The sequence below is a fragment of the Hyalangium minutum genome (assembly GCF_000737315.1).
In the GTDB taxonomy this organism is placed as follows: Bacteria; Myxococcota; Myxococcia; order Myxococcales; family Myxococcaceae; genus Hyalangium; species Hyalangium minutum.
Map to the genome: position 1 here is coordinate 42,124 of NZ_JMCB01000005.1, position 17,997 is coordinate 60,120.

Consider the following 17,997-nt stretch of genomic DNA (forward strand, 5'->3'; position numbering starts at 1 on the left):
AGCGCCCGGCGGCATGCCTGCTGAGCCTCGCTAGGCGCAGGGCGGACGGATCGCCGCGAGCCTGCTCTCTCGCTTGCTTCCCCCTGTGACCCACAGCGTCGATCACCACCATGAAGGGACCACGGCGAGTGAGAGAGTTGCCGGCCGGGACCCGACCATGTTGCACGATGCCATCGACACCTCCCTATTCCCCGCCTTCCCGCCCCAGGTCCTCGAGGAACTGAAGCGGGAAGGCCAGCTGCGAACCTTCCAGCCTGGTGAGGACCTCTTCATGGAGGGGCAGGAGGATCCAGGCATCTTCTTCATCCTCTCGGGCGAGGTCCGCATCACCCGGCGCCAAGGCGGCGAGGAGCAGGTGCTGGCCGTCCACCGGCTCGGAGCGTTCGTAGGCGAGCTCGCCATGCTGGCCGGAGGCACTGCCACCTGCACGGGCCGTGCGCTGAGGCCCACGCGGGTGCTGCAACTGAGCGCGGACAGGTTCCGCCGCGGTGTGTCCGAGGGCACGCCCCTGGCGAGGTTCGCGCTCCAGTCCGTGGTGGCACGGCACCAGGAGGTGGAGGCGCAGGTCCGCGAGCAGGAGAAGCTGGCGGCGCTGGGCCGCATGGCCGCGAGCCTGACTCACGAGCTGAACAACCCCGCGGCTGCGGCCCGGCGCGCGGCGGATCAGCTTCGCGAGGAGTGCCTCACCTCTCAGCAGCGCTCGCTCGCCCAGGATCGCCGGCTGACCGAGGCCCAGTGCAAGGCCCTGTCGGAAGTGCTGCAGGCCCTGCTCGTCTCGAAGCCCCAGGTCTTGGATGCCCTGGCACGGAGTGCGCTGGAGGACGCGCTCCTCGAGTGGCTGTCGGACCATGGCATGCGGCAGTCGTTCTCTCGCGCCTCCACCCTGGCGAACGCGGGAGTGGATGTGCCGCACCTGGAGGAACTGGGGGCGGTGCTGGAGGGACAGGCACTGCAGGTGGGGCTGGCGTGGCTCGAGGCGACGCTCTCGTTGGCGGAGCTCGCGGAGGTGCTCGTCTCGAGCACGGAGCGGCTCACCTCGCTCATCGCCGCTGTGAAGCAGTACACGTACAAGGACCAGGACACGCTCCAGGAGGTGGACCTGCACTCGGGGCTGGAGGCGACGCTGGCCATGTTCGCCCACCGGATGCGCGGCGGCGTGACGGTGACGCGCGACTACGACACCTCGCTGCCCAAGCTCTGGGCCCATGGCGGCGAGCTGAACCAGGTGTGGACCAACCTCATCGAGAACGCCCTGGACGCCATGAAGGACCGCGGCACGCTGCTGGTGAGCACCAGCCGCCACGGAGACGAGGTCCACGTGGAGATCGGCGACGACGGCCCAGGCATTCCCGAGGAGCTGCAGTCGCGCATCTGGGAGCCGTTCTTCACCACCAAGCTCCTGGGCCAGGGCACGGGGCTGGGGCTGGACATCGCGCGGCGCATCGTCGAGCGCCGGCTCGGCGGGCGAATCCACCTGCAGTCGAAGCCGGGGGACACGCGCTTCCGGGTGGAGCTGCCGCTCAAGCCTGAGCTGCCCCACTAGCGCCCTGTACGAGGCCTGCCTGGTTGCTCCGGGGGCGGGCTGACTCCAGGTGGGCTGTCCGGCTGATGGGTGGTGGCCGGGCGCGGGGGTGCTCATCCCTTAGAGGCAATGGGGGGCCTGGATGCCTCCCGGGGAGCGGGCATGAGACAGAGCGGCTTTCGAGCGTGGAAGGTGTTGGCCGGCCTGGCCGTGGCTGGGCTGTGTGCGGGCTGCAAGTATCTGCCAGATACAGGCTCCGTCAGGCAGGAGGGACCTCCCGAGACCTTCTTCGGAACCGAGAAGGCTCACCTGCCTCCGGGCACCTACGCCCGGTACCAGTACTCGCCGGACCGGGGCTACAACGGCACCATCGCGCAGCTCGGCTCGAGCATTGATCCGCGCACGCCCGAGGCGGCGGGCAAGCTGGGCAACTCGCGCTTGGTGGATGTGACAGGCCGGCCCGCCCCCCCGGCGCCCGAGCTGGGCGTCAGCGGTAAAGACGTCGCGCTCGAGGTGGGTAATCCCGAAGGCTCGGCTGACATGGGTTGGCGGGCACGCCTGGGCTACGATGTGCGCACGAGGAACATCGGCGGTCCTCGATCCGCCGAGAGTCAGCGCGGGTACATCCCGGGCCCATGAGCTTCTCGGAGTCACACGGCGGATGACACCTGCCCCCCTACGCAGCGCGGACCTTCACGGGCACGTGTTTGTGGTAGGGCGTGCGTGCCAGCGGGTCACAATGCTCGCTCGCCGTGAGGCGGTTGAGCTGCGGTCCCGCTGGCTCCCCCCCGCGATAGCGCATCCCGTACCCGTGGGGGAGCGTGACCATCCCAGGGCGGAGCGCTTCGTCGAGCTCGATGGTGACCGCAAGCTCGCCGGTGTCCGACGTGCAGATCGCTCTCGAGCCCTGCACCAGGCCGAGCGCCCGCGCGTCATCCGGGTGCATGCGCATCGCCCCTTCGAGGTCCGTCTTGCGCCAGGCCGGATCGCGGAAGATCTGGTTGGCGTTGTACGAGCGGCGTTCGCCCGCGAGCAGCACGAGCGGAGGGACGGCCTCGGGCTCGTCTCGCAGGGCGCGCAGGGCGGCGAGCATCTCGGGGATGTCGAGGTGGATGCGTCCGTCGGCGTGCCGGAGAAATGACCAGGCGTCGTCAAACGTGTGGCGCGTCACGAGCACCCCCTCCGGACGATCGAGGATGGCACGGAAGAGCGAGGCTCCGAGGGTGAGGCGATTCCCACGGTGGCCAGCCCTCTGGACCGCGGCCCGCTCCCGGTTCGCCAGGTCGAGCGTGAGCCCGAGCAGCGGGGCCGTGGCGGCGGGCGGCACGCGCTCCGGGTTCGCGCGCGCGGTTCTCAGCACCGGGCCGAGCGTGCGATAGGCGATGGACGCCGCGTAGGGGCGCAGGCGCGGCTTGGCTGCGAGCTGGGCGGCGAACGCGGCCAGGAATCCGAAGGGGTGCGTTGCTGCTGGCTCCACCTCGGCGATGCGCTTGAGCACGGGGAACGTGCGCGGGAGCTCGCCCATCGACTCGAGGAGCCGTGTGTAGATCTCCGCCTCCGGCAGGGTCTCGGCGCGAGGCGGAAAGAGCGGGTGCCGCACGTGAAATGCGTTGTCCGGGAACTCCAGGTTGAAGCCGGTGCACTCCCACTTCTCGAACTGCGTAGCCGCCGGCAACACGTAGTGCGCCAGACGTGCGGTCTCCGTCATCGCCACGTCCACGACGACCAGGAGCTCCAGCTTCGAGAAGGCTCGCTCGTAAGCCGCCGTGTTCGCGCCGGTGAGCACGGGGTTGGCGCTGTCCACGAACATCGCACGGAGGCGATCCTCGCCCTCGTGCTGAATCTCGTCCGGCAGGATGTTCGGTGGGTACAGCCCGGCGATGGGGTACATCCCGTGGTGAGCGGTGCGCGGGTGGCGCGTGTTGCGCTCGTCGGTATGGCCCAGGATGGGCAGGAGGAACGAGTGGAAGTTGTTCCCGCCGCGCTTGCCGAAGTGCCCGGTGACGAGAAACAGCAGCTTCTCGAGGTACGAGTTGAGCGTGCTGTGCAGGCTCTGCTGCAGCCCGAGGTCGACGCGGACGCACGCCGCGCGCGCCTGCGCGAAGCCCCGTGCAACCCGCTCGACGTCCGCGAGCGGCACATCGGCCCGGCGAACGAACGCTTCGATTGGAATCGAGCGAAGCGCCTCCTCTAACGCCGGAAAGCCCGTGCAGCGGCGGGAGAGGAACTCGCGGTGGTGCAGCCCGTCCCGGACGATGATCGCAAGCATGGCCGCCAGGAGAAATGCGTCGGTCCCCGGGCGGGGCTGGAGGTGCACGTCCGCCAGGCGTGCAGTCTCCGTCTTGCGCGGATCGATGACCACCATCGTGCGCGCCGGGTCCTTCTTCAGCTCGCGCAGCGTGTCGCGAGCGTTGGGAATCCCGTGCGCTTGGAAGGGATTGGTGCCGGCGAACAGGACGAAGTCGGCGTGCTCGACATCCTCCGTGAGGTGGCAGCGCTGATCGCCGAACAGGCGGCCGTTGACCCAGAAGTCGCCGGTCTTTTCCTGGGCGAGCGCGCTGTAGACAAAGCGGCTCTTCATCGCCTTGAGCAACTGCCTGCTGTAGGCACCGCCGAGGTGGTTCCCCTGGCCGCCACCTCCGTAGAACGCGAAGGCGCGTCCCCCGTGGCGCTCTCGGAGCGCGATGAGCCTCTGCGCGATGTCTGCGAGCGCTTCGTCCCAGGTGACACGGACGAAGCTGCCGTCGGGCGTTCGGCGCAGCGGGTGCTCCAGGAGGTCCGCATGCTCCTGGTAGTGCGCCAGCCGCCCGGCCTTCTGACAGAGGTAGCCCTTCGACACCGGATGCGCGTCATCGCCGCGGATGCCCTTGATGCGCATCCCCTCCGTCTCGACGCGAAGACCACAGTTCCGCGAGCACAGAATGCAGGCCGTCTGTTCCGTGGGCATGGCTTGAATGATGGGATAGCGATCGTTATCCTGTCAAGACGACACCATGCGTTACTCTACCGACCACAAAGCAGGCACTCGGGACAAGCTCGTGCGCGAGAGCGCGGCACTGGCCAAGGAGCAGGGCTTCGCCGCGAGCGGGATCGACGCGCTGGCACGCTCCGCAGGCCTCACCAGCGGGGCATTCTACAAGCACTTCGAAGGCAAGGAGGCGCTGCTGGCGGCCATCTGCGAAGCGGAGCTCCAATCGACCCAGGAGCGCTTCTCATCCATCGAGCCTCAATCCGAGGAGCAGGTGCTTCGCGCGGTCGATGCGTACCTGAGCCTCGTGCACGTGCGAAGCCCTGGTGCGGGCTGCGTGTTGCCCGCTCTGGCCGCGGAGATGGGCCGCGCCCCCGCCGCCACCCGAGCCGTGGTCGAGCGCGCCTTCGAAGAGCTCGTTGCCGTCATCGCTGAGAAGGTCGGCGATCGTGCGCTCGGGAGTGCGCTCGTCACCCAGTGCGTGGGAGCGGTCTCCGTGGCTCGCGCGCTCTCGACGGAGACGGCCCAACGCGAGGTGCTCGCCCATGCGCGCGTGGCGGTACGGCGGCTGCTGAAGGCTTAGGTCAGCACCTCGGTCGGGTCCTTCCCGGCGAAGGTGCTGGCCAGGCCGTTGGCGAGCGCGCGGTGCTGCGCGTCCCCGAGCGTGGCCACCCGGTCCTCGGGAGGATGGGCGAAGCGGGCCTCGAGCCGGGCGAGCCGGCGGTGGGCCTCGGTGATGCGCTCGCGCGGGATTCGGCCGGACTCCACGGCCTTCACCACCGCCTCGATGGCCCGCCGCTGCACGTCCACGCGGTGGCACACGAGGAACAGATCCACTCCGGCCAGCGTGCCCTGCACCGCGGCCTCCTCCACGGAGTAGTAGTTCGCGATGGCCTTCATCTCCAGGTCATCGCTCACGAGCACCCCGTCGAAGCCCAGCTCCTGGCGCAGCAGGCCATGGAGCACCTTGTGGCTCATGGTCGCGGGCACTCCGGGCTCGATGGCGTCGAACAGCACGTGCGCCGTCATCAGCGACGCGAGCCCCGCCTTCCCGAAAGCCTTGAAGGGCACCAGCTCCACGCGGCGCAGGCGCTCCAAGTCATGCGGTAGCCGGGGCAGGGTGAGGTGGCTGTCCGTGGTGGTGTCTCCGTGGCCGGGGAAGTGCTTGCCGCACGAGGCTACGCCACCTGCCTCCAGCCCGCGCCCGAGCGCCACGCCGAGCCGCGCCACCGTCTCCGCATCCCGGCTGAAGCTGCGGTCGCCGATGACGGGGTTGGCTGGGTTGGTGTCCACATCGAGCACGGGAGCGAAGTCCCAGTCGAAGCCCACGGCGCGCAGCTCGTGCGCGAGCAGCTGCCCCGCGCGCTCGGCGAGGCCCTCGTCCCCGCGCTGGCCCAGCTCGCGCATGGAGGGCAGGGCGGTGAAGGGCTCCCCGCGCAGCCGGGCCACGCGGCCGCCTTCCTGATCCACCGAGAGGATGAAGGGCCGCCCCGCGCGCTTCTTGATGTCCCGGCACAGCGCGGCCGTGTCCTGGGCGGAGCCGACGTTCCGCTTGAAGAGGATGGCCCCGAAGATGCCGTCGTCCATGAGGGCGGCGAAGTCCCCATCAACGGTGGTGCCTGGGAAGCCCACCATGAAGAGGCGGGCGCAATCGCGGTAGAGGGCGGAGCGGGTCATTACGGCCTCACCTTACCTACATTGGGCTCCAGAGGGAGGGGTGTGAACGGCTTCACACCCAGGACGTGAAGCCCGTCACAGATCCCCTGGCTGGAAAGGAGGCAGGCTTACGCAGGGAAGCTCGGAAAGCCGTGAGGCAAGCACGGGCGTGAAAAGGGGGAACTCCATGACGGACGTGGTGCGTCAGCGCAAGGACAGGGCTGAGGAGCTGCTGGCCTCGGGAGCGGTGGAGGCGGCGCTCGCGGAGTACCAGAAGCTCGCCGAGGAGGTCCCGGAGGACCTGACCAGCCGCCGCAAGGTGGCGGAGCTGTTCCAGCGGCTCGGCCGCCGCAAGGAGGCCCTGCTCACCTACGAGGCTCTGGCGGATGCCTGGGCCCGGCGCGGCTGGCTGCTGAGGGCCATCGCCCTGTGCAAGATCATCCTTCAGATCGAGCCTCGCCACGAGCGCACCCAGCGCCTGCTGGCGCAGCTCTACGCCCGCCGGCAGATGCCGCCGTCCCTGCCCGCGCCCGCGCCGGCCTCGGCGCCCTCGGAGCCCGAGGCCGTGGTGTCCAAGCCGGGCACGGGCAAGGTGCCGCGCTTCCCCGTCTTCTCGCAGCTGGGCGGAGACGCCTTCCTGTCGCTCCTCGAGGGCTTGGAGATGCGCTTCTTCCAGCCCGGTGACGTCGTCATCGAGGAGGGCAAGGCCGCCACCTCCATGTTCGTCATCGTGGAGGGGAGCGTGGAGGTGGTGCAGAAGCAGGGCAAGGGCGGCGACCGCCCGGTGGCGCTCATGGGCGAGGGCAACCTCTTCGGGGAGATGGCGCTCGGAGGCGAGGCCTGCCGCCACACCCGCATCCAGGCGTATGAGCCCACGGTGGTGCTGGAGCTGACGCGCTCGCGCGTGGAGCAGCTCATCCTCCAGTACCCCGCGGTGGGGCAGGTGCTGCAGACCTTCTACCGGGAGCGGATGCTCAGCCAGCTGCTGAGCCAGAACCCCCTGTTCCGCTCGCTGTCGCAGGCGCAGCGCGAGGCCGTGGCGCTCGAGTTCCAGCTCTGCTCCATGCCGGCGGACCGGCCGCTCATCGCCCAGGGCCGCGCGGTGGACGCGCTCTACGTGCTGCTGCGAGGCTGCTGCCGGGTGACGCACCAGCGCTCCGAGGGCGGCGAGCTCGCCTCCCAGCCGCTCCAGGAGGGCGACATGTTCGGAGAGATCGCCCTGGTGCTCGGCACGCAGGCCACGGCCACGGTGACCACGGAGACGCCCTGCACCCTGCTGCGGCTGAGCCGCGATGCGTGCGAGCGGCACCTGCTCCAGCAACCCGGGCTGCGCGACTACCTCTCGCGCCTGGCCTCCGAGCGCCTCCAGCGCACCGCGAGCCTCATCGCGGGCGAGGCTCCCGAAGAGGACGACGTCTGCATCTGAGCGGCCCGCTCACTGGGCCTGCTTCTGGAGCTGATCGGGGTGGACCAGGGTGATTTGGCCCCCCTCGTAGGAGAGCAGGCCCTCACGGACGAAGAAGCGCAGCCACTTGTTGGTGCTCTCGCGGGTGAGGCCGCACAGGTTGGCCAGCTCCACCTGCGTGAGCTTCTGGGAGATGACCACGCCGTCGGGGCCCAGCTGGCCCTGGCTCCGGGCCAGCTCGAGCAGCACGCGGATCAGCCGGGTGCGCGCATCCAGGAACGTCGCGTCGTGGACCAGCTGCGTCACCCGCCGCACCAGCAGGCTCATGGACGCCAGCAGCCCTCGGGCCACCCGGGGCGAGCTGTCCAGGTACTGGTGGAAGCTCTCCCGCTGTAGGCACAGCAGCTCCGTCTCCTTCCGGGCCACGGCGTCCGTCGAGCGGGGCTCGCCGTCCAGCAGCGCCAGCTCTCCGAAGAAGTCACCGCGCTCCAGCAGGGCCAGCGTCACCTCTTTGCCGTCCAGAGAGCTGAGGCGGATGGCCACCTGCCCCTTGCGGATGATGAAGAGCGCGGTACCTACATCTCCCTGATGGAAGATGACCTCTCCCCGGGGGTAGCGTCGGGCCTGCAGCAGGCCGGACAGGTGCTTGAGCTCCCCCTCCGCGAGGTGCTCGAATATGGGAACCTTGGCCAGCAGCTGCGTGTACGACACCGGGCCTCCTCACCAGGGAGGGCTGTAGGATAGCGGGTAATTCGCGTTTTGCTGCAACGGACCTGGAGGGTAGGGTAGATTGAGCAGGCGGGGAAGGGAGCGGCCGCCGAGGGGCCCGACGTGCTGCCATGGAGTAGGGCGGGCAAATGTGCTCGAGGTGGCAGCGCCACGAGCTGGGTAAGCGTGATACACACAAGGCTGATATGCACGCAGCGCTCGAAGTCCTTCTCGCCGATGGCGTGATCGATGAAGTCACCGCCCGCCTCAAGAGCGGCAAAGAGGCGGACGTGTACATCGTCGTTCACGGCGGCCAGTACGTGGCGGCGAAAATCTACAAGGAGCGCACCCAGCGCAACTTCAAGAACAACGCCGGCTACAAGGAAGGGCGCCTGGTCCGCAACAGCCGCACGCGGCGGGCGATGGAGAAGGGCAGCCGCTTCGGCCAGGAGGCCGAGGAAGAGGCGTGGAAGACGGCCGAGGCGGAGACGCTCGGCAAGCTGCACACCGCCGGGGTGCGGGTGCCCTCGCCGGTGATGTTCTACGAGGGCGTGCTGTTGATGGAGCTGGTGGTGGACGCCGAGGGCCAGCCCGCGCCGCGCTTGATTGACGCGCTGCTCACGCCAGAGCTGGCGGCGGAGTTCTACCGGGACCTGCGCCAGCAGGCGGTGAAGATCCTCTGCGCCGATCTGATCCACGGCGACCTGAGCGCGTACAACATCCTGCTCGGGGCAGCCGGCCCCACCATCATCGACTTTCCGCAGACGGTGTCGGCGGCGGCCAACAGCCGTGCGGAGTTCTTCTTCAAGCGGGACCTGGACAACCTGCAGCTCTTCTTCGCGGGCTATGACCCGGGGCTGATGGGGCGCGCGGGGGATTCTTCGGAGATCTGGCGGGCCTACGTGCGGCGTGAGCTGACGCCGGACTTCGAGCCGTCGGGCCGAGGCGCACCGGATGGCCGGGGCCCGCGGCACGGCTCCCGTCAGGGAGGTCGGCCTCAGGGTGAAGGGGGACGCTCGTTCCCGCCGAGAGACCGTTCACCCGCGCCGGTGCAAGAGGCGCGCGAGGCCCCAGCTCCCGCGGTGGAGGAGGACGAGTTCGCGATCCTGCGCCAGGGTGGCGGCGAGCGGCCCAAGGTGGCCCAGCTCGCGAAGGCCGCCCGGGGCGGAGATCGTCCGCACCACCGGGGCGGTTCGAGAGGCGGTTCTCAGGGCGGTGGCCGGCGAGGTCCTCCAACGGGCGGGGCTCCTCGCCAGGGGAACGGGCAGTCTCGGCCGCACGGTGATCGTCCTCAGGGCGGCGGGCGTCCCTCGAAGCCGCCCCAGGGTGCGCAGACTCAGCACGGTGGCGGAGGCTCGGGGCAGACGAATGGTGCACACGCCTCGCACGGCGCTGGAGGTTCGGGACAGCCGAACGGCACCCGCGTCTCACACGGCGGCGGTGGCTCCGGCCATTCGCACGGGGCGCGCGCTCAGCACGGAGGCGGCGGGCAGGGAGCGCCGCATCACCGGCGAGGCCCTCACGGAGGAGGAGGGCACGGCGCGCCTCGCGGCGGCAATGCTCCCCACGCTTCGGGTGGAAGTGCCCCGCATTCCGCGCAGGCCGGAGGCCGTCCTCAGCAGCACGGGCACCAGGGCGGTCGCGGTGGTGATCGGCCCCAGGGCACGCGTCAACCGCGCCAGGGTCGGCGGGGGGCTGCTGCGCCTGTGGTCTCCTATGTGTCCCGCGGCACCGCTTCGGAGCCGGGGACGGGTGGCTCTCCCGAGGAGTCCTGAGCCGCCCGCGGTCCGCTGAGGAGGCGTCTCAGTCCATCACCACCAGCGCATCGGTGAGCTCGTTGCGATTCTGCGCCTGGGCGGGCAGCGCCTCGGCGAGAGCGGCGCCCGCCTGCTCAATGGTGTGGCAGAGCGCGTCCGTATAGCTGCCCTTCTTCAGCTCCGAGACGAGGCTGGCGCACAGCGCATCCAGCTTGGGCTGTCCCAGCTTCTCCAGCACTTGGGCATCCGCGAGCACCACGGCCATGCGCTCGAGCATGCTGACGTAGACGAGCAAGCCGCTGCCGGCGTCAGTGTGGTGGATGCGGCGATCGAAGAAGGCCTGCCGGGCGGCGCGTTCCACCTCGGCCTTCTGCTCGCTGCGCGGGGTGAACAGGAGCCGCAGGCTGCCGGACAGGTGCGCCAGGACCACGCCCAGCACCCAGCCGCCGAGCACCAGGCCCACCACCGGCAGCAGTCCGAGCCGGGGACGGGGCACGCCCCATTCGGAGGGCTCGACCCCCTGCAGCAGCCACCAGCCCACGCAGAGGGTGATGAGCCCGAACCAGAGCCCGACCATGTCTTCGGCGCGGTCATACCGGCCGCTGGAGCTGGCGATGACCGGGACGATCTCCGCGGAGGAGCGGGCCTCTGCCCGGGCGACGGCCTCGGTGACACGCCGGTGATCCGCTTCAGTAAAGAGCGTGGATGCGCGCTTCATGGCCCCTCCCTACCAGGACCCCGTGGCGCCGCCGCCACGTGATGAGCTTCCACCTCCGCTGCTCCACGAGCTGCTGCTGCTCGAGGAACTGCTGGAGTGAGAGTGTCCCCAGCCATGGTGGTGGTGATGGCGACGCCTGGGCGACAGTAGCGCGCCCAGGATGGCCCACAGCGCGCTGAAGACGATGCTCCAGAAGCCCCAGGCGTAGCCTTGTGTGCCGCTGCGCAGCAGCGAGATGAGCGTGAAGAGGCCCAGCGCTCCGCCCCCGGCGTAGCCCAGCATTCGTTCCTGGGACATGGGCGCTCGGGGAAGCTCCTGGCCGCGGACCATGAGATCCAGCGCGGAGGCCCCCAGGACCAGGCCGGACGAATGGCGCTCCTTCTTGAATGCGGGGATGAGGTGGTCCTGCAGGATGCTCCAGCAGGAGGCGTCCTTCTCCTGGCCCCAGCCGGGGCCCATCTCGATGCGGGCCTTCCGGTCGAGCTTGCTCACCAGCAGGAGGACCCCCTTGCTGTCCTCGGGGCTCACGGCGCCGGAGACGCCAATGCCCCACTCGCGGAACAACTGGGAGGCAAAGTCCTCGATGCTCATCCGCGCCCCGCCGTACCTCGCCATCGTGTCGATGGTCACGACGAACAGAGGAATCTCCTGCTCTGTCCACAGTCGCTCGGCCGTGGCCTGGATCTCTTGTGCGTCCTCAGGGCGGATGACCGACGCTAGATCCACGACGTACTGCCCGGTGGGGGGCGCCGGGGGAAGATGGAGTGCCGCGTGGGCGGGCATGGCCAGCAGCAGCGCTGCCAGCAGAGCCAGGGTCTTCACCAGGAGCCTCCGGAGAGCACCACGAGCGGGCCAGATGTTGGCCCTGCGACACTCTACACCGCCGGAGGTCCAGGCGGTGTCTCCGAGGTCCTGCGAGGGAGGCTCACCGTGAACAGCGCTCCCTGGCCGGGCGCGCTCTCCACCTGGATGGTGCCGCGCATCGCCTCGACGATGGTGCGGGTGATGTAGAGGCCCAGGCCCAGGCCTCCATAATGGCGCTCGGACACGGCGCGCTCGAAGCGGTCGAAGATACGCTTCAGGTGCTCGGGCGCGATGCCGATGCCCTCGTCCTTCACGCGCAGCACGGCGCGGTGTTGATCGGCCTCCAGGGTGACATGGAAGGGCTTGCCGGCGCCGTACTTGATGGCGTTGTCGACCAGGTTGGTGATGACCTGCTCCAACCGGAGCCGATCCCAGCGGCCCGTCACAGCCTCGGGCGCCGCCTTCAGCACGAGCTTCGAGCCCACCCGCACGGCCTCGGGCTCGTAGCGCGCCACCACCTCGCGGACGAGCGCCCCCAGCTCCACCTCCTCGAGCTCCAGCCGCAGCCGCCCGCCGACGATGCGGGACACGTCGAGCAGATCACTCACGAGCTCGGACAGCTTCTTCACCTGCCGGGAACCTACGGCGATGTAGTCCTCCACCGCGTGGCGGAGGGGCGAGTCCGGCTGCCGCCGCACCTCACGCATGAGCATCTGCAGCTTCAGGCTCAGGGGGGTGAGGGGCGTCTTCAGCTCATGGCTGGCGATGGAGAGGAACTCATCGCGCAGGCGGATGGCATCCTGGGCCTCCCGGTAGAGCCGGGCGTTCTCGACGGAGAGGGCGGCGCGCCGCGCGAGCTCCCCCAGCACGGTGAGCTCCGCGGGCGTGTAGCGCCGGCCGGAGTGGGACATGGAGAAGGTGAGCACCCCGAGCGTTCGCCCACGCGCCACCAAGGGCGCCGAGATCAGCGAGCGGATGCGCGTAGCGGCCAGCTGTTTTGCATGGGCCTCGTTCAGCGCGATCTCTTGAGGCGAGAGGTCCGCGAGGAGGACCGGCCGGCCTTCGGTAATGGCCTGAATGACGGGGTACCGGGGGTTGCCGTCCCGGGTGACGATGGTGCACCGGATTTCTTGTGCGAGCGCATCATCCTCGGGATCCGTGCACACGGCCTCGACCCGCTTGAACGAGCCATCCGCCTGCATCAGGTCCACCAGGCACCAGTCCGCGAGCGACGGCACGGCGAGCCGGGCCACGTTGCGCAGGGTGGCCTCGTAGTCCAGGGACGAAGCCAGCACGGCGCTCGCCTCGGAGAGGAAGCGCGCGTTCGACTCGGCGCGCTTGAGCTCCTCCTCGGCATGGCGCTGCTCCGTCACGTCCCGCTGGGTGCCCCAGGCGCCCAGCAGCAGCCCATCGCGGACGATGCCCACCAGGTTGTTGAGGAAGACCTTGGGCGTGCCGTCGTGGGCCAGCTCCCGCGACTCCGCGTCCTCGATGCGGTAGCCGTTCTGGAGGAAGCCCCGGAGGTACTCGAGATTGCGGGGATCCTCGCGGACGAGCAGCGCGTCCAGCCGCGTGCCGATGAGCTCCGTGGCGCTGTGGAAGCCGTACATCCGGGCCATGGCGTCATTGCACTCGGCGATGTGCGTATTCCGGAAGACGAGGTCGAGCTGCTCGTCCACTGGCACCGTGGTGGGAATGGGAGGGCATACGTCCACACGGTAGATGCCCTCGGTGCTCTTGGTGACGAAGGCCCGGTAGCGCTCCTCGCTGCGCTTCAGCTCGGCGGCCAGCGCCTCCGCCTGCTGGCGCGCGCGGACGATGGCCGTGACTTCGAAGCCGAAGCTGGCGATTCCGTCCACGTTGCCCTGGGCGTCTCGCGTGGGCTGATAGATGAAGTTGACGAAGCGCTCGCTCTGCGAGCCGTCGGGATGGGTCACCTTGACGGGCATCTGCTCCGCGGAGAAGGGCTTGCCTGTCGAATAGACCTGATCCAGGAGCGCGACGAAGCCCTGAAACACGGCTCCGGGCAGGGCCTCGTGGAAGGGCTTGCCCAGGAGCTCCCGGTGGCCCAGCGCCTCGGTGTTCCTCGGATTGGAGAGCACGTAGACGTGCTGGGGGCCACGGAACAGGGCGATGAAGGCAGGTGCCTCCATGATCAGGTTTTCGAGGCGGACTCGCTCGGCCGCTGCTTCGCGGCGGGCCTGGCGCTCGCGTTCCAGCAGAACGGCCTGCTCCTCGGGACTCGGGGGCTGCGGGGGATCACGCGTCGGCACGGAGGGGCTCCCTCCGGCGGGCATAGCACCCATGCCCGCGGCCCATGTCACCCAATTGGGGAGTCCTACGGATTCTCAACTACTTGCGCAGGAGGGTGCCCTCGAGGAAGAAGGCAGCGCACGCGGCGACGATGAGCCATGTCCACAAAGGCACTTTGGGGCGCTCCGCGTCGCTGCTGGAGGCCTTCACGGTCTCCTCGCCGAAGTAGGCCGTGAGGGTATCTGTCGGGACCCGCGTCAAATCACTCTCGGCCGGATCCAGCGTCACCGGGAAGTCGAGCGCCTGGAGCGGCTTACCCTCGGCGCCCAGCACGGCATGCAAGCCCGGCTCGTTCAGAGGTCCTGCCACGAGGCTGCCATCCGGCTGCGCCTTTACCGGGAGCTCAGTCCCATCCGGCGTACGGACAGCGGTGACGGTCTGGCCCGTCTCGGGCCGCATCGTCACGGACTCACCCACGCGCACGCGCTGCTCGGCGCGCTCCTCGAGCGAGCCGGTGAGGTACGCGGCGAAGCGCTGCATGAGCGGGAGGAAGCTGGTGCGGATGGCGAAGTCGCTCCAGTCGCGATCCACGGTGCTGGTGAAGACGGCCACGCGGCCCTTCCCCCGGCGGGCCACGGCCACCGCGGGAGCCCCATCCTCATAGGTGGCCAGCACCTGGCTGGTGCCAGCGGCCGCGGGGTTGTCCGCCTCCAGGAGCATGTACTTGTAGAAGCGGGCGCCAATGAGGCCCTCCTCGGCGCGGCCGGTGAAGGGCGAGAACAGGGGGTGCTCCACCTGCACCTGCGCCAGCTTCGCGGACTGGGTCTCCGCGTCGGGGTCTTCGCGCTCCACGCTGGTGCGCACCAGGCGCAGTGGCCGGGGCAGCAGCGCACCGAGCCGCGAGTTGTACGCGTCCGGGTCCACCCGGTCGCCCATGCTCACGAAGAGGCCGCCGCCCGCGTTCACGAAGGCGTTGAGCCGCTCCGCGTCCTCCTTGCTCGGGGCGGGCACGTTGAGCATCAGCACCAAATCGTAGGCGGAGAAGTTCTCCCTCAAACCTGCCTCCGTGTCGCGCACGGCCACCTCCACGGGAGAGCCCGGGGCGGACAGGGCCGCCTCCACGAAGAAGGCCTCGTCCCGGTAGCGCGTGGCGTGCGGCGAGCCGTTGATGACCAGGGCCTTGAGCGCGCGCGGCACCGGCAGTACGAAGGCGCGCCGGTCGTCCTCGGGGAGCTCGTCCGGCGCGAGCGTCACCGAGCCCTGCGCCGTGCCACCCCGGGCGAAGCGCACCGTGAGCGTCTTCTGCGCGGTGCCGTTGGCGGGCACGTCCACGAAGCCCTTGGCGAGCGTGGACTCGCCCTCGCGCACGGCCGCCTCCAGGTCCTTCAGCGCCTCCGGGCCGTAGTTCTTCACCGTGAAGGTGAACTGGAAAGCACGGGGTCCGGCCTGCAGCGCGGGCTCGATCTTGAGGTCAACCAGCGCGTGGTTGGGCAGCACGTCCTGGCCGGACACCACGTCACGCAGCACCACCTCGGGCCGCACCAGCTTGCCGGTGGGGTCCTTCACGGTGGGCGGCGGGGCCTCCAGCCGGAACGCCGTGGCGGTCATGTCGGAGATGAGCACCAGCCGCTTGCCGGGCGTGGGGTTCTCCTCCAATGCGCGCGCGGCCATGTCCATGCAGCGCGACAGGTCCGCGGTGCCATAGGTGGGCTTGGCCTCGTCGATGAGCGCCCGGAGCCGCGCGCGATCGAAGCCGAGCGGAGGCGGCGCGGTGGGCGTGCTCGTGCACACCAGCACCGTGGAGGGCTCATCGGCCTGCAGGTCCTTCAGCGCATCCCGCGCCTCATCCCGGCCGCGCTCGAAGAGCGAGGAGTCCTTGCCCCACCGCATGGAGAGCGAGGCATCCAGCACCACGGCGGTGGCGGCGGGGCCCTTGGCGACAGCCGCGGCCTGGGCATCCTGTCGCAGCTCGGGCCGGGCCAGCGCGATGGGGATGGCCAGGAGGATGAGGGTGCGGAGGATATAGAGGAGGAGCCGCTTGAGCTTGAGCCGGCTGGCCGTGCGCTTCTGGCTGCGCAGCACGAAGGCCATGGGCGGGAACGGATGGGGCCGGGGCCGCCGCCGGTCGAACAGGTGCACCAGCAGGGGGATGAAGGCGCCGAGCGCGCCCCACAGCATCCACGGATTGCCGAAGATCACCGACGCCTCCCGCGCCGCCCGAGGAACCGCAGCAGCACCTCGTCCAGCCGCTCGTCCGTGCGCACCAGCTCGTAGTCCACGTCCGCCTCGGCGCACGCGGACTTCACGTTGGCCAGGAAGGCGCCGAACTCTTCCAGGTAGCTCTCCTTGATTTCGCGCGGGTTCACCTCGACGCGCGCATCCCCCTCCATGTCGAGGAAGAGGGTGGGATCATCGAAGGGGAAGGTGAGCTCGGCGGGATCCACCACGTGGAAGAGCACCACGTCGTTCTTGCGCTGGCGCAGGGCGAGGATGCGCTTGAGCGCGTCCTGGTTCTCGTCCAGTAGGTCCGAGAGGACGATGACGGTGGAGCGGCGCGGGAGCACCTCGGCGAGGTGATCCGCGGCGCTGACCAGGTTCGTCGTTCCCTGGGCCTGGGTGCGCTCCAGCGTGTCCAGCAGCACGTTCAGGTGCCCGGCGGAGGCGCGCGGCGGCACGTCCTTGAACGCATTGCCCACCATGACCGCGAGCCCGGCGGCATCCTGCTGGCGCACGAGCAGGTAGCACAGCGCTCCGGCGAGGATGTTGGCGACCTCGAGCTTGGAGAGCGCGCCGCTGCGGTAGCCCATGGAGGCGGACGCATCCACCACCATGACCGAGCGCAGGTTCGTCTCATGCTCGAAGCGCTTGATGTAGTACTTGTCGAACTTGCCGTAGGCCTTCCAGTCCAGGTGGCGCAGCTCGTCGCCGGGGGCGTACTCCTTGTGCTCGGCAAACTCCACGCTCTGGCCCTGGTGGGGGCTCTTGTGGAGGCCGGAGAGCACGCCCTCCATGACCGCGCGGGCGCGCAGCTTCACTCCCTGCAACCGGGACAGCGTCTGGGCGTCGAGCAGCGCCATGGAACCCCGCGGCTAGCCCTTCACCGTGGCAACGAGCTGATCCACCAGCTTCACCGAGGTGATGCCCTCGCTCTCGGCGGTGAAGTTGGGGAGCACGCGGTGGCGCAGCACCGGGCGGGCCAGCGCGCGCACGTCATCCACCGAGGCCACGAAGCGCCCGGAGAGGATGGCGCGGGCCTTGGCCGCGAGCACCAGGTACTGGCTGGCGCGCGGGCCCGCACCCCAGGACACATTCTTGGCGACGAACTCGGGGACGCCGGGCTCCTTGGGGCGAGTGTTGCGCACCAGCTCCACGGCGTAGCGCACCACGTGGTCCGGCACCGGCACCCGGCGCACCAGCTCCTGCAGCGCGAGGATGCGCTCGGGCGAGAGGATCTTCTCCAGCTTCGGAGGCGCGCCAGCGGTGGTGCTCTTGACGATCTGCACCTCTTCCTCGGCGGTGGGGTAGCCCACGTCCACCAGGAACATGAAGCGGTCCAGCTGGGCCTCGGGCAGCGGGTAGGTGCCCTCCTGCTCGATGGGGTTCTGCGTGGCGAACACCAGGAAGGGCAGGTCCAGCGGGTACGTGCGGCCGCCCGCGGTGATGCGGTACTCCTGCATGGCCTGGAGCAGCGCGGCCTGCGTCTTGGGCGGGGTGCGGTTCACCTCGTCGGCGAGGATGATGTTGGCGAACAGCGGACCCTGCATGAAGCGGAACGCGCGGTGGCCGGTGGCCTTGTCCTCCTCCAGGATGTCCGTGCCGGTGATGTCCGAGGGCATCAGGTCCGGCGTGAACTGGATGCGGTTGAAGGAGAGGTTGAGGACGTCCGCCAGGGTGGAGATGAGCAGCGTCTTGGCGAGGCCCGGCACGCCCACGAAGAGGCAGTGGCCTCGGCTGAACAGGGAAATGAGCAGGTGCTCCACGACATCCCGCTGGCCGACGACGCGCTTCTCGATCTGCTCGACGATCTGCGCCCGAGCCTGGGCGAGCTCCTCGACGGCGCGGAGATCTTCGGTCGGGAGCGGCTGCTGCGGGTTGGCGGAGGAGGGTGCGGCGCTTTCCATAAGGGGGTTCTCTTAACCTTGGAGGGGCGCGGGGACCATCGGTTTCCGCAGCTCCTGTCCGTGGCGGACGTAGCGAGGCAACCCT

At 69.5% G+C, this 17,997-nt stretch carries 14 protein-coding genes; 5 read left to right on the forward strand and 9 right to left on the reverse strand.

Going from position 1 to position 17,997, the window contains the following annotated elements; translation table 11 throughout:
• The first annotated feature begins 157 nt into the window (after nt 1–157).
• Together DB31_RS13775 and DB31_RS13780 are read left to right on the forward strand one after the other, a co-directional pair.
• The gene (locus tag DB31_RS13775) at nt 158–1,543 is read left to right on the forward strand and encodes a sensor histidine kinase (protein WP_044187437.1); all 1,386 of its coding nucleotides are present in this window, start codon (nt 158–160) and stop codon (nt 1,541–1,543) included.
• Between the two features lie 141 nt (nt 1,544–1,684).
• Nucleotides 1,685–2,161, forward strand: coding sequence for a hypothetical protein (locus tag DB31_RS13780; RefSeq protein WP_205628507.1), 477 nt, complete (start codon nt 1,685–1,687; stop codon nt 2,159–2,161).
• Nucleotides 2,162–2,198: 37 nt separating this feature from the next.
• Here DB31_RS13780 and DB31_RS13785 read toward each other — a convergent pair whose 3' ends face one another.
• Nucleotides 2,199–4,469 carry a molybdopterin-dependent oxidoreductase gene (locus DB31_RS13785; RefSeq protein WP_044187439.1) on the reverse strand — a complete coding sequence of 757 codons (2,271 nt, stop codon included), beginning with the start codon at nt 4,467–4,469 and terminating at the stop codon, nt 2,199–2,201.
• Between the two features lie 46 nt (nt 4,470–4,515).
• Here DB31_RS13785 and DB31_RS13790 point away from each other — a divergent pair, with 46 nt between their 5' ends.
• Nucleotides 4,516–5,073 (forward strand): TetR/AcrR family transcriptional regulator, encoded by a 558-nt coding sequence (locus DB31_RS13790; protein WP_044187442.1) that lies wholly within the window; start codon nt 4,516–4,518, stop codon nt 5,071–5,073.
• Here DB31_RS13790 and nagZ read toward each other — a convergent pair.
• Complete coding sequence (gene nagZ / locus DB31_RS13795; protein WP_044187444.1) at nt 5,070–6,167, reverse strand: beta-N-acetylhexosaminidase; 1,098 nt, start codon at nt 6,165–6,167, stop codon at nt 5,070–5,072. The two genes, DB31_RS13790 and nagZ, sit on opposite strands and share 4 nt — an antisense overlap.
• A 166-nt stretch (nt 6,168–6,333) precedes the next feature.
• Here nagZ and DB31_RS13800 point away from each other — a divergent pair, with 166 nt between their 5' ends.
• The gene (locus DB31_RS13800; RefSeq protein WP_044187447.1) at nt 6,334–7,572 is read left to right on the forward strand and encodes a cyclic nucleotide-binding domain-containing protein; all 1,239 of its coding nucleotides are present in this window, start codon (nt 6,334–6,336) and stop codon (nt 7,570–7,572) included.
• 9 nt (nt 7,573–7,581) lie between these two features.
• Here DB31_RS13800 and DB31_RS13805 read toward each other — a convergent pair whose 3' ends face one another.
• A complete protein-coding gene (locus DB31_RS13805) occupies nt 7,582–8,262 on the reverse strand; it encodes a Crp/Fnr family transcriptional regulator (RefSeq protein WP_044187450.1) in 681 nt (226 codons plus the stop codon).
• Between the two features lie 203 nt (nt 8,263–8,465).
• Between DB31_RS13805 and DB31_RS13810 the strand changes: the two genes are divergently transcribed.
• On the forward strand, nt 8,466–10,034 hold the full coding sequence (locus DB31_RS13810; RefSeq protein ID WP_044187452.1) for an RIO1 family regulatory kinase/ATPase domain-containing protein: 1,569 nt from the start codon (nt 8,466–8,468) through the stop codon (nt 10,032–10,034).
• A 28-nt stretch (nt 10,035–10,062) separates the two neighbouring features.
• Here DB31_RS13810 and DB31_RS13815 read toward each other — a convergent pair whose 3' ends face one another.
• The 6 genes from DB31_RS13815 to DB31_RS13840 form a co-directional block, all read right to left on the reverse strand.
• Nucleotides 10,063–10,734, reverse strand: coding sequence for a TPM domain-containing protein (locus DB31_RS13815; RefSeq protein WP_044187454.1), 672 nt, complete (start codon nt 10,732–10,734; stop codon nt 10,063–10,065).
• Nucleotides 10,735–10,743: 9 nt separating this feature from the next.
• Entirely contained in the window at nt 10,744–11,556 is an 813-nt protein-coding gene (locus DB31_RS13820; RefSeq protein WP_044187456.1) for a TPM domain-containing protein, read from the reverse strand.
• A 53-nt stretch (nt 11,557–11,609) separates the two neighbouring features.
• A complete protein-coding gene (locus DB31_RS13825) occupies nt 11,610–13,811 on the reverse strand; it encodes a PAS domain-containing sensor histidine kinase (RefSeq protein WP_052419948.1) in 2,202 nt (733 codons plus the stop codon).
• A gap of 79 nt (nt 13,812–13,890) precedes the next feature.
• Nucleotides 13,891–15,990 (reverse strand): BatA domain-containing protein, encoded by a 2,100-nt coding sequence (locus DB31_RS13830; RefSeq protein WP_044187458.1) that lies wholly within the window; start codon nt 15,988–15,990, stop codon nt 13,891–13,893.
• Nucleotides 15,987–16,868, reverse strand: a complete 882-nt coding sequence (locus DB31_RS13835; protein ID WP_044187460.1) for a DUF58 domain-containing protein — start codon at nt 16,866–16,868, stop codon at nt 15,987–15,989. The genes DB31_RS13830 and DB31_RS13835 overlap by 4 nt, the downstream gene beginning before the upstream one ends.
• Nucleotides 16,869–16,880: 12 nt before the next feature.
• Nucleotides 16,881–17,912 carry an AAA family ATPase gene (locus tag DB31_RS13840; protein ID WP_044187462.1) on the reverse strand — a complete coding sequence of 344 codons (1,032 nt, stop codon included), beginning with the start codon at nt 17,910–17,912 and terminating at the stop codon, nt 16,881–16,883.
• Nucleotides 17,913–17,997: the final 85 nt, after the last annotated feature.

Bases quoted from the DNA above. Each gene is read 5' to 3' on its own strand.
- DB31_RS13775 (WP_044187437.1), top strand. From the start codon at position 158: ATGTTGCACGATGCCATCGACACCTCCCTATTCCCCGCCTTCCCGCCC.
- DB31_RS13780 (WP_205628507.1), top strand. From the start codon at position 1,685: ATGAGACAGAGCGGCTTTCGAGCGTGGAAGGTGTTGGCCGGCCTGGCC.
- DB31_RS13785 (WP_044187439.1), bottom strand. From the start codon at position 4,469: ATGCCCACGGAACAGACGGCCTGCATTCTGTGCTCGCGGAACTGTGGT.
- DB31_RS13790 (WP_044187442.1), top strand. From the start codon at position 4,516: ATGCGTTACTCTACCGACCACAAAGCAGGCACTCGGGACAAGCTCGTG.
- nagZ (WP_044187444.1), bottom strand. From the start codon at position 6,167: ATGACCCGCTCCGCCCTCTACCGCGATTGCGCCCGCCTCTTCATGGTG.
- DB31_RS13800 (WP_044187447.1), top strand. From the start codon at position 6,334: ATGACGGACGTGGTGCGTCAGCGCAAGGACAGGGCTGAGGAGCTGCTG.
- DB31_RS13810 (WP_044187452.1), top strand. From the start codon at position 8,466: ATGCACGCAGCGCTCGAAGTCCTTCTCGCCGATGGCGTGATCGATGAA.
- DB31_RS13815 (WP_044187454.1), bottom strand. From the start codon at position 10,734: ATGAAGCGCGCATCCACGCTCTTTACTGAAGCGGATCACCGGCGTGTC.
- DB31_RS13835 (WP_044187460.1), bottom strand. From the start codon at position 16,868: ATGGCGCTGCTCGACGCCCAGACGCTGTCCCGGTTGCAGGGAGTGAAG.
- DB31_RS13840 (WP_044187462.1), bottom strand. From the start codon at position 17,912: ATGGAAAGCGCCGCACCCTCCTCCGCCAACCCGCAGCAGCCGCTCCCG.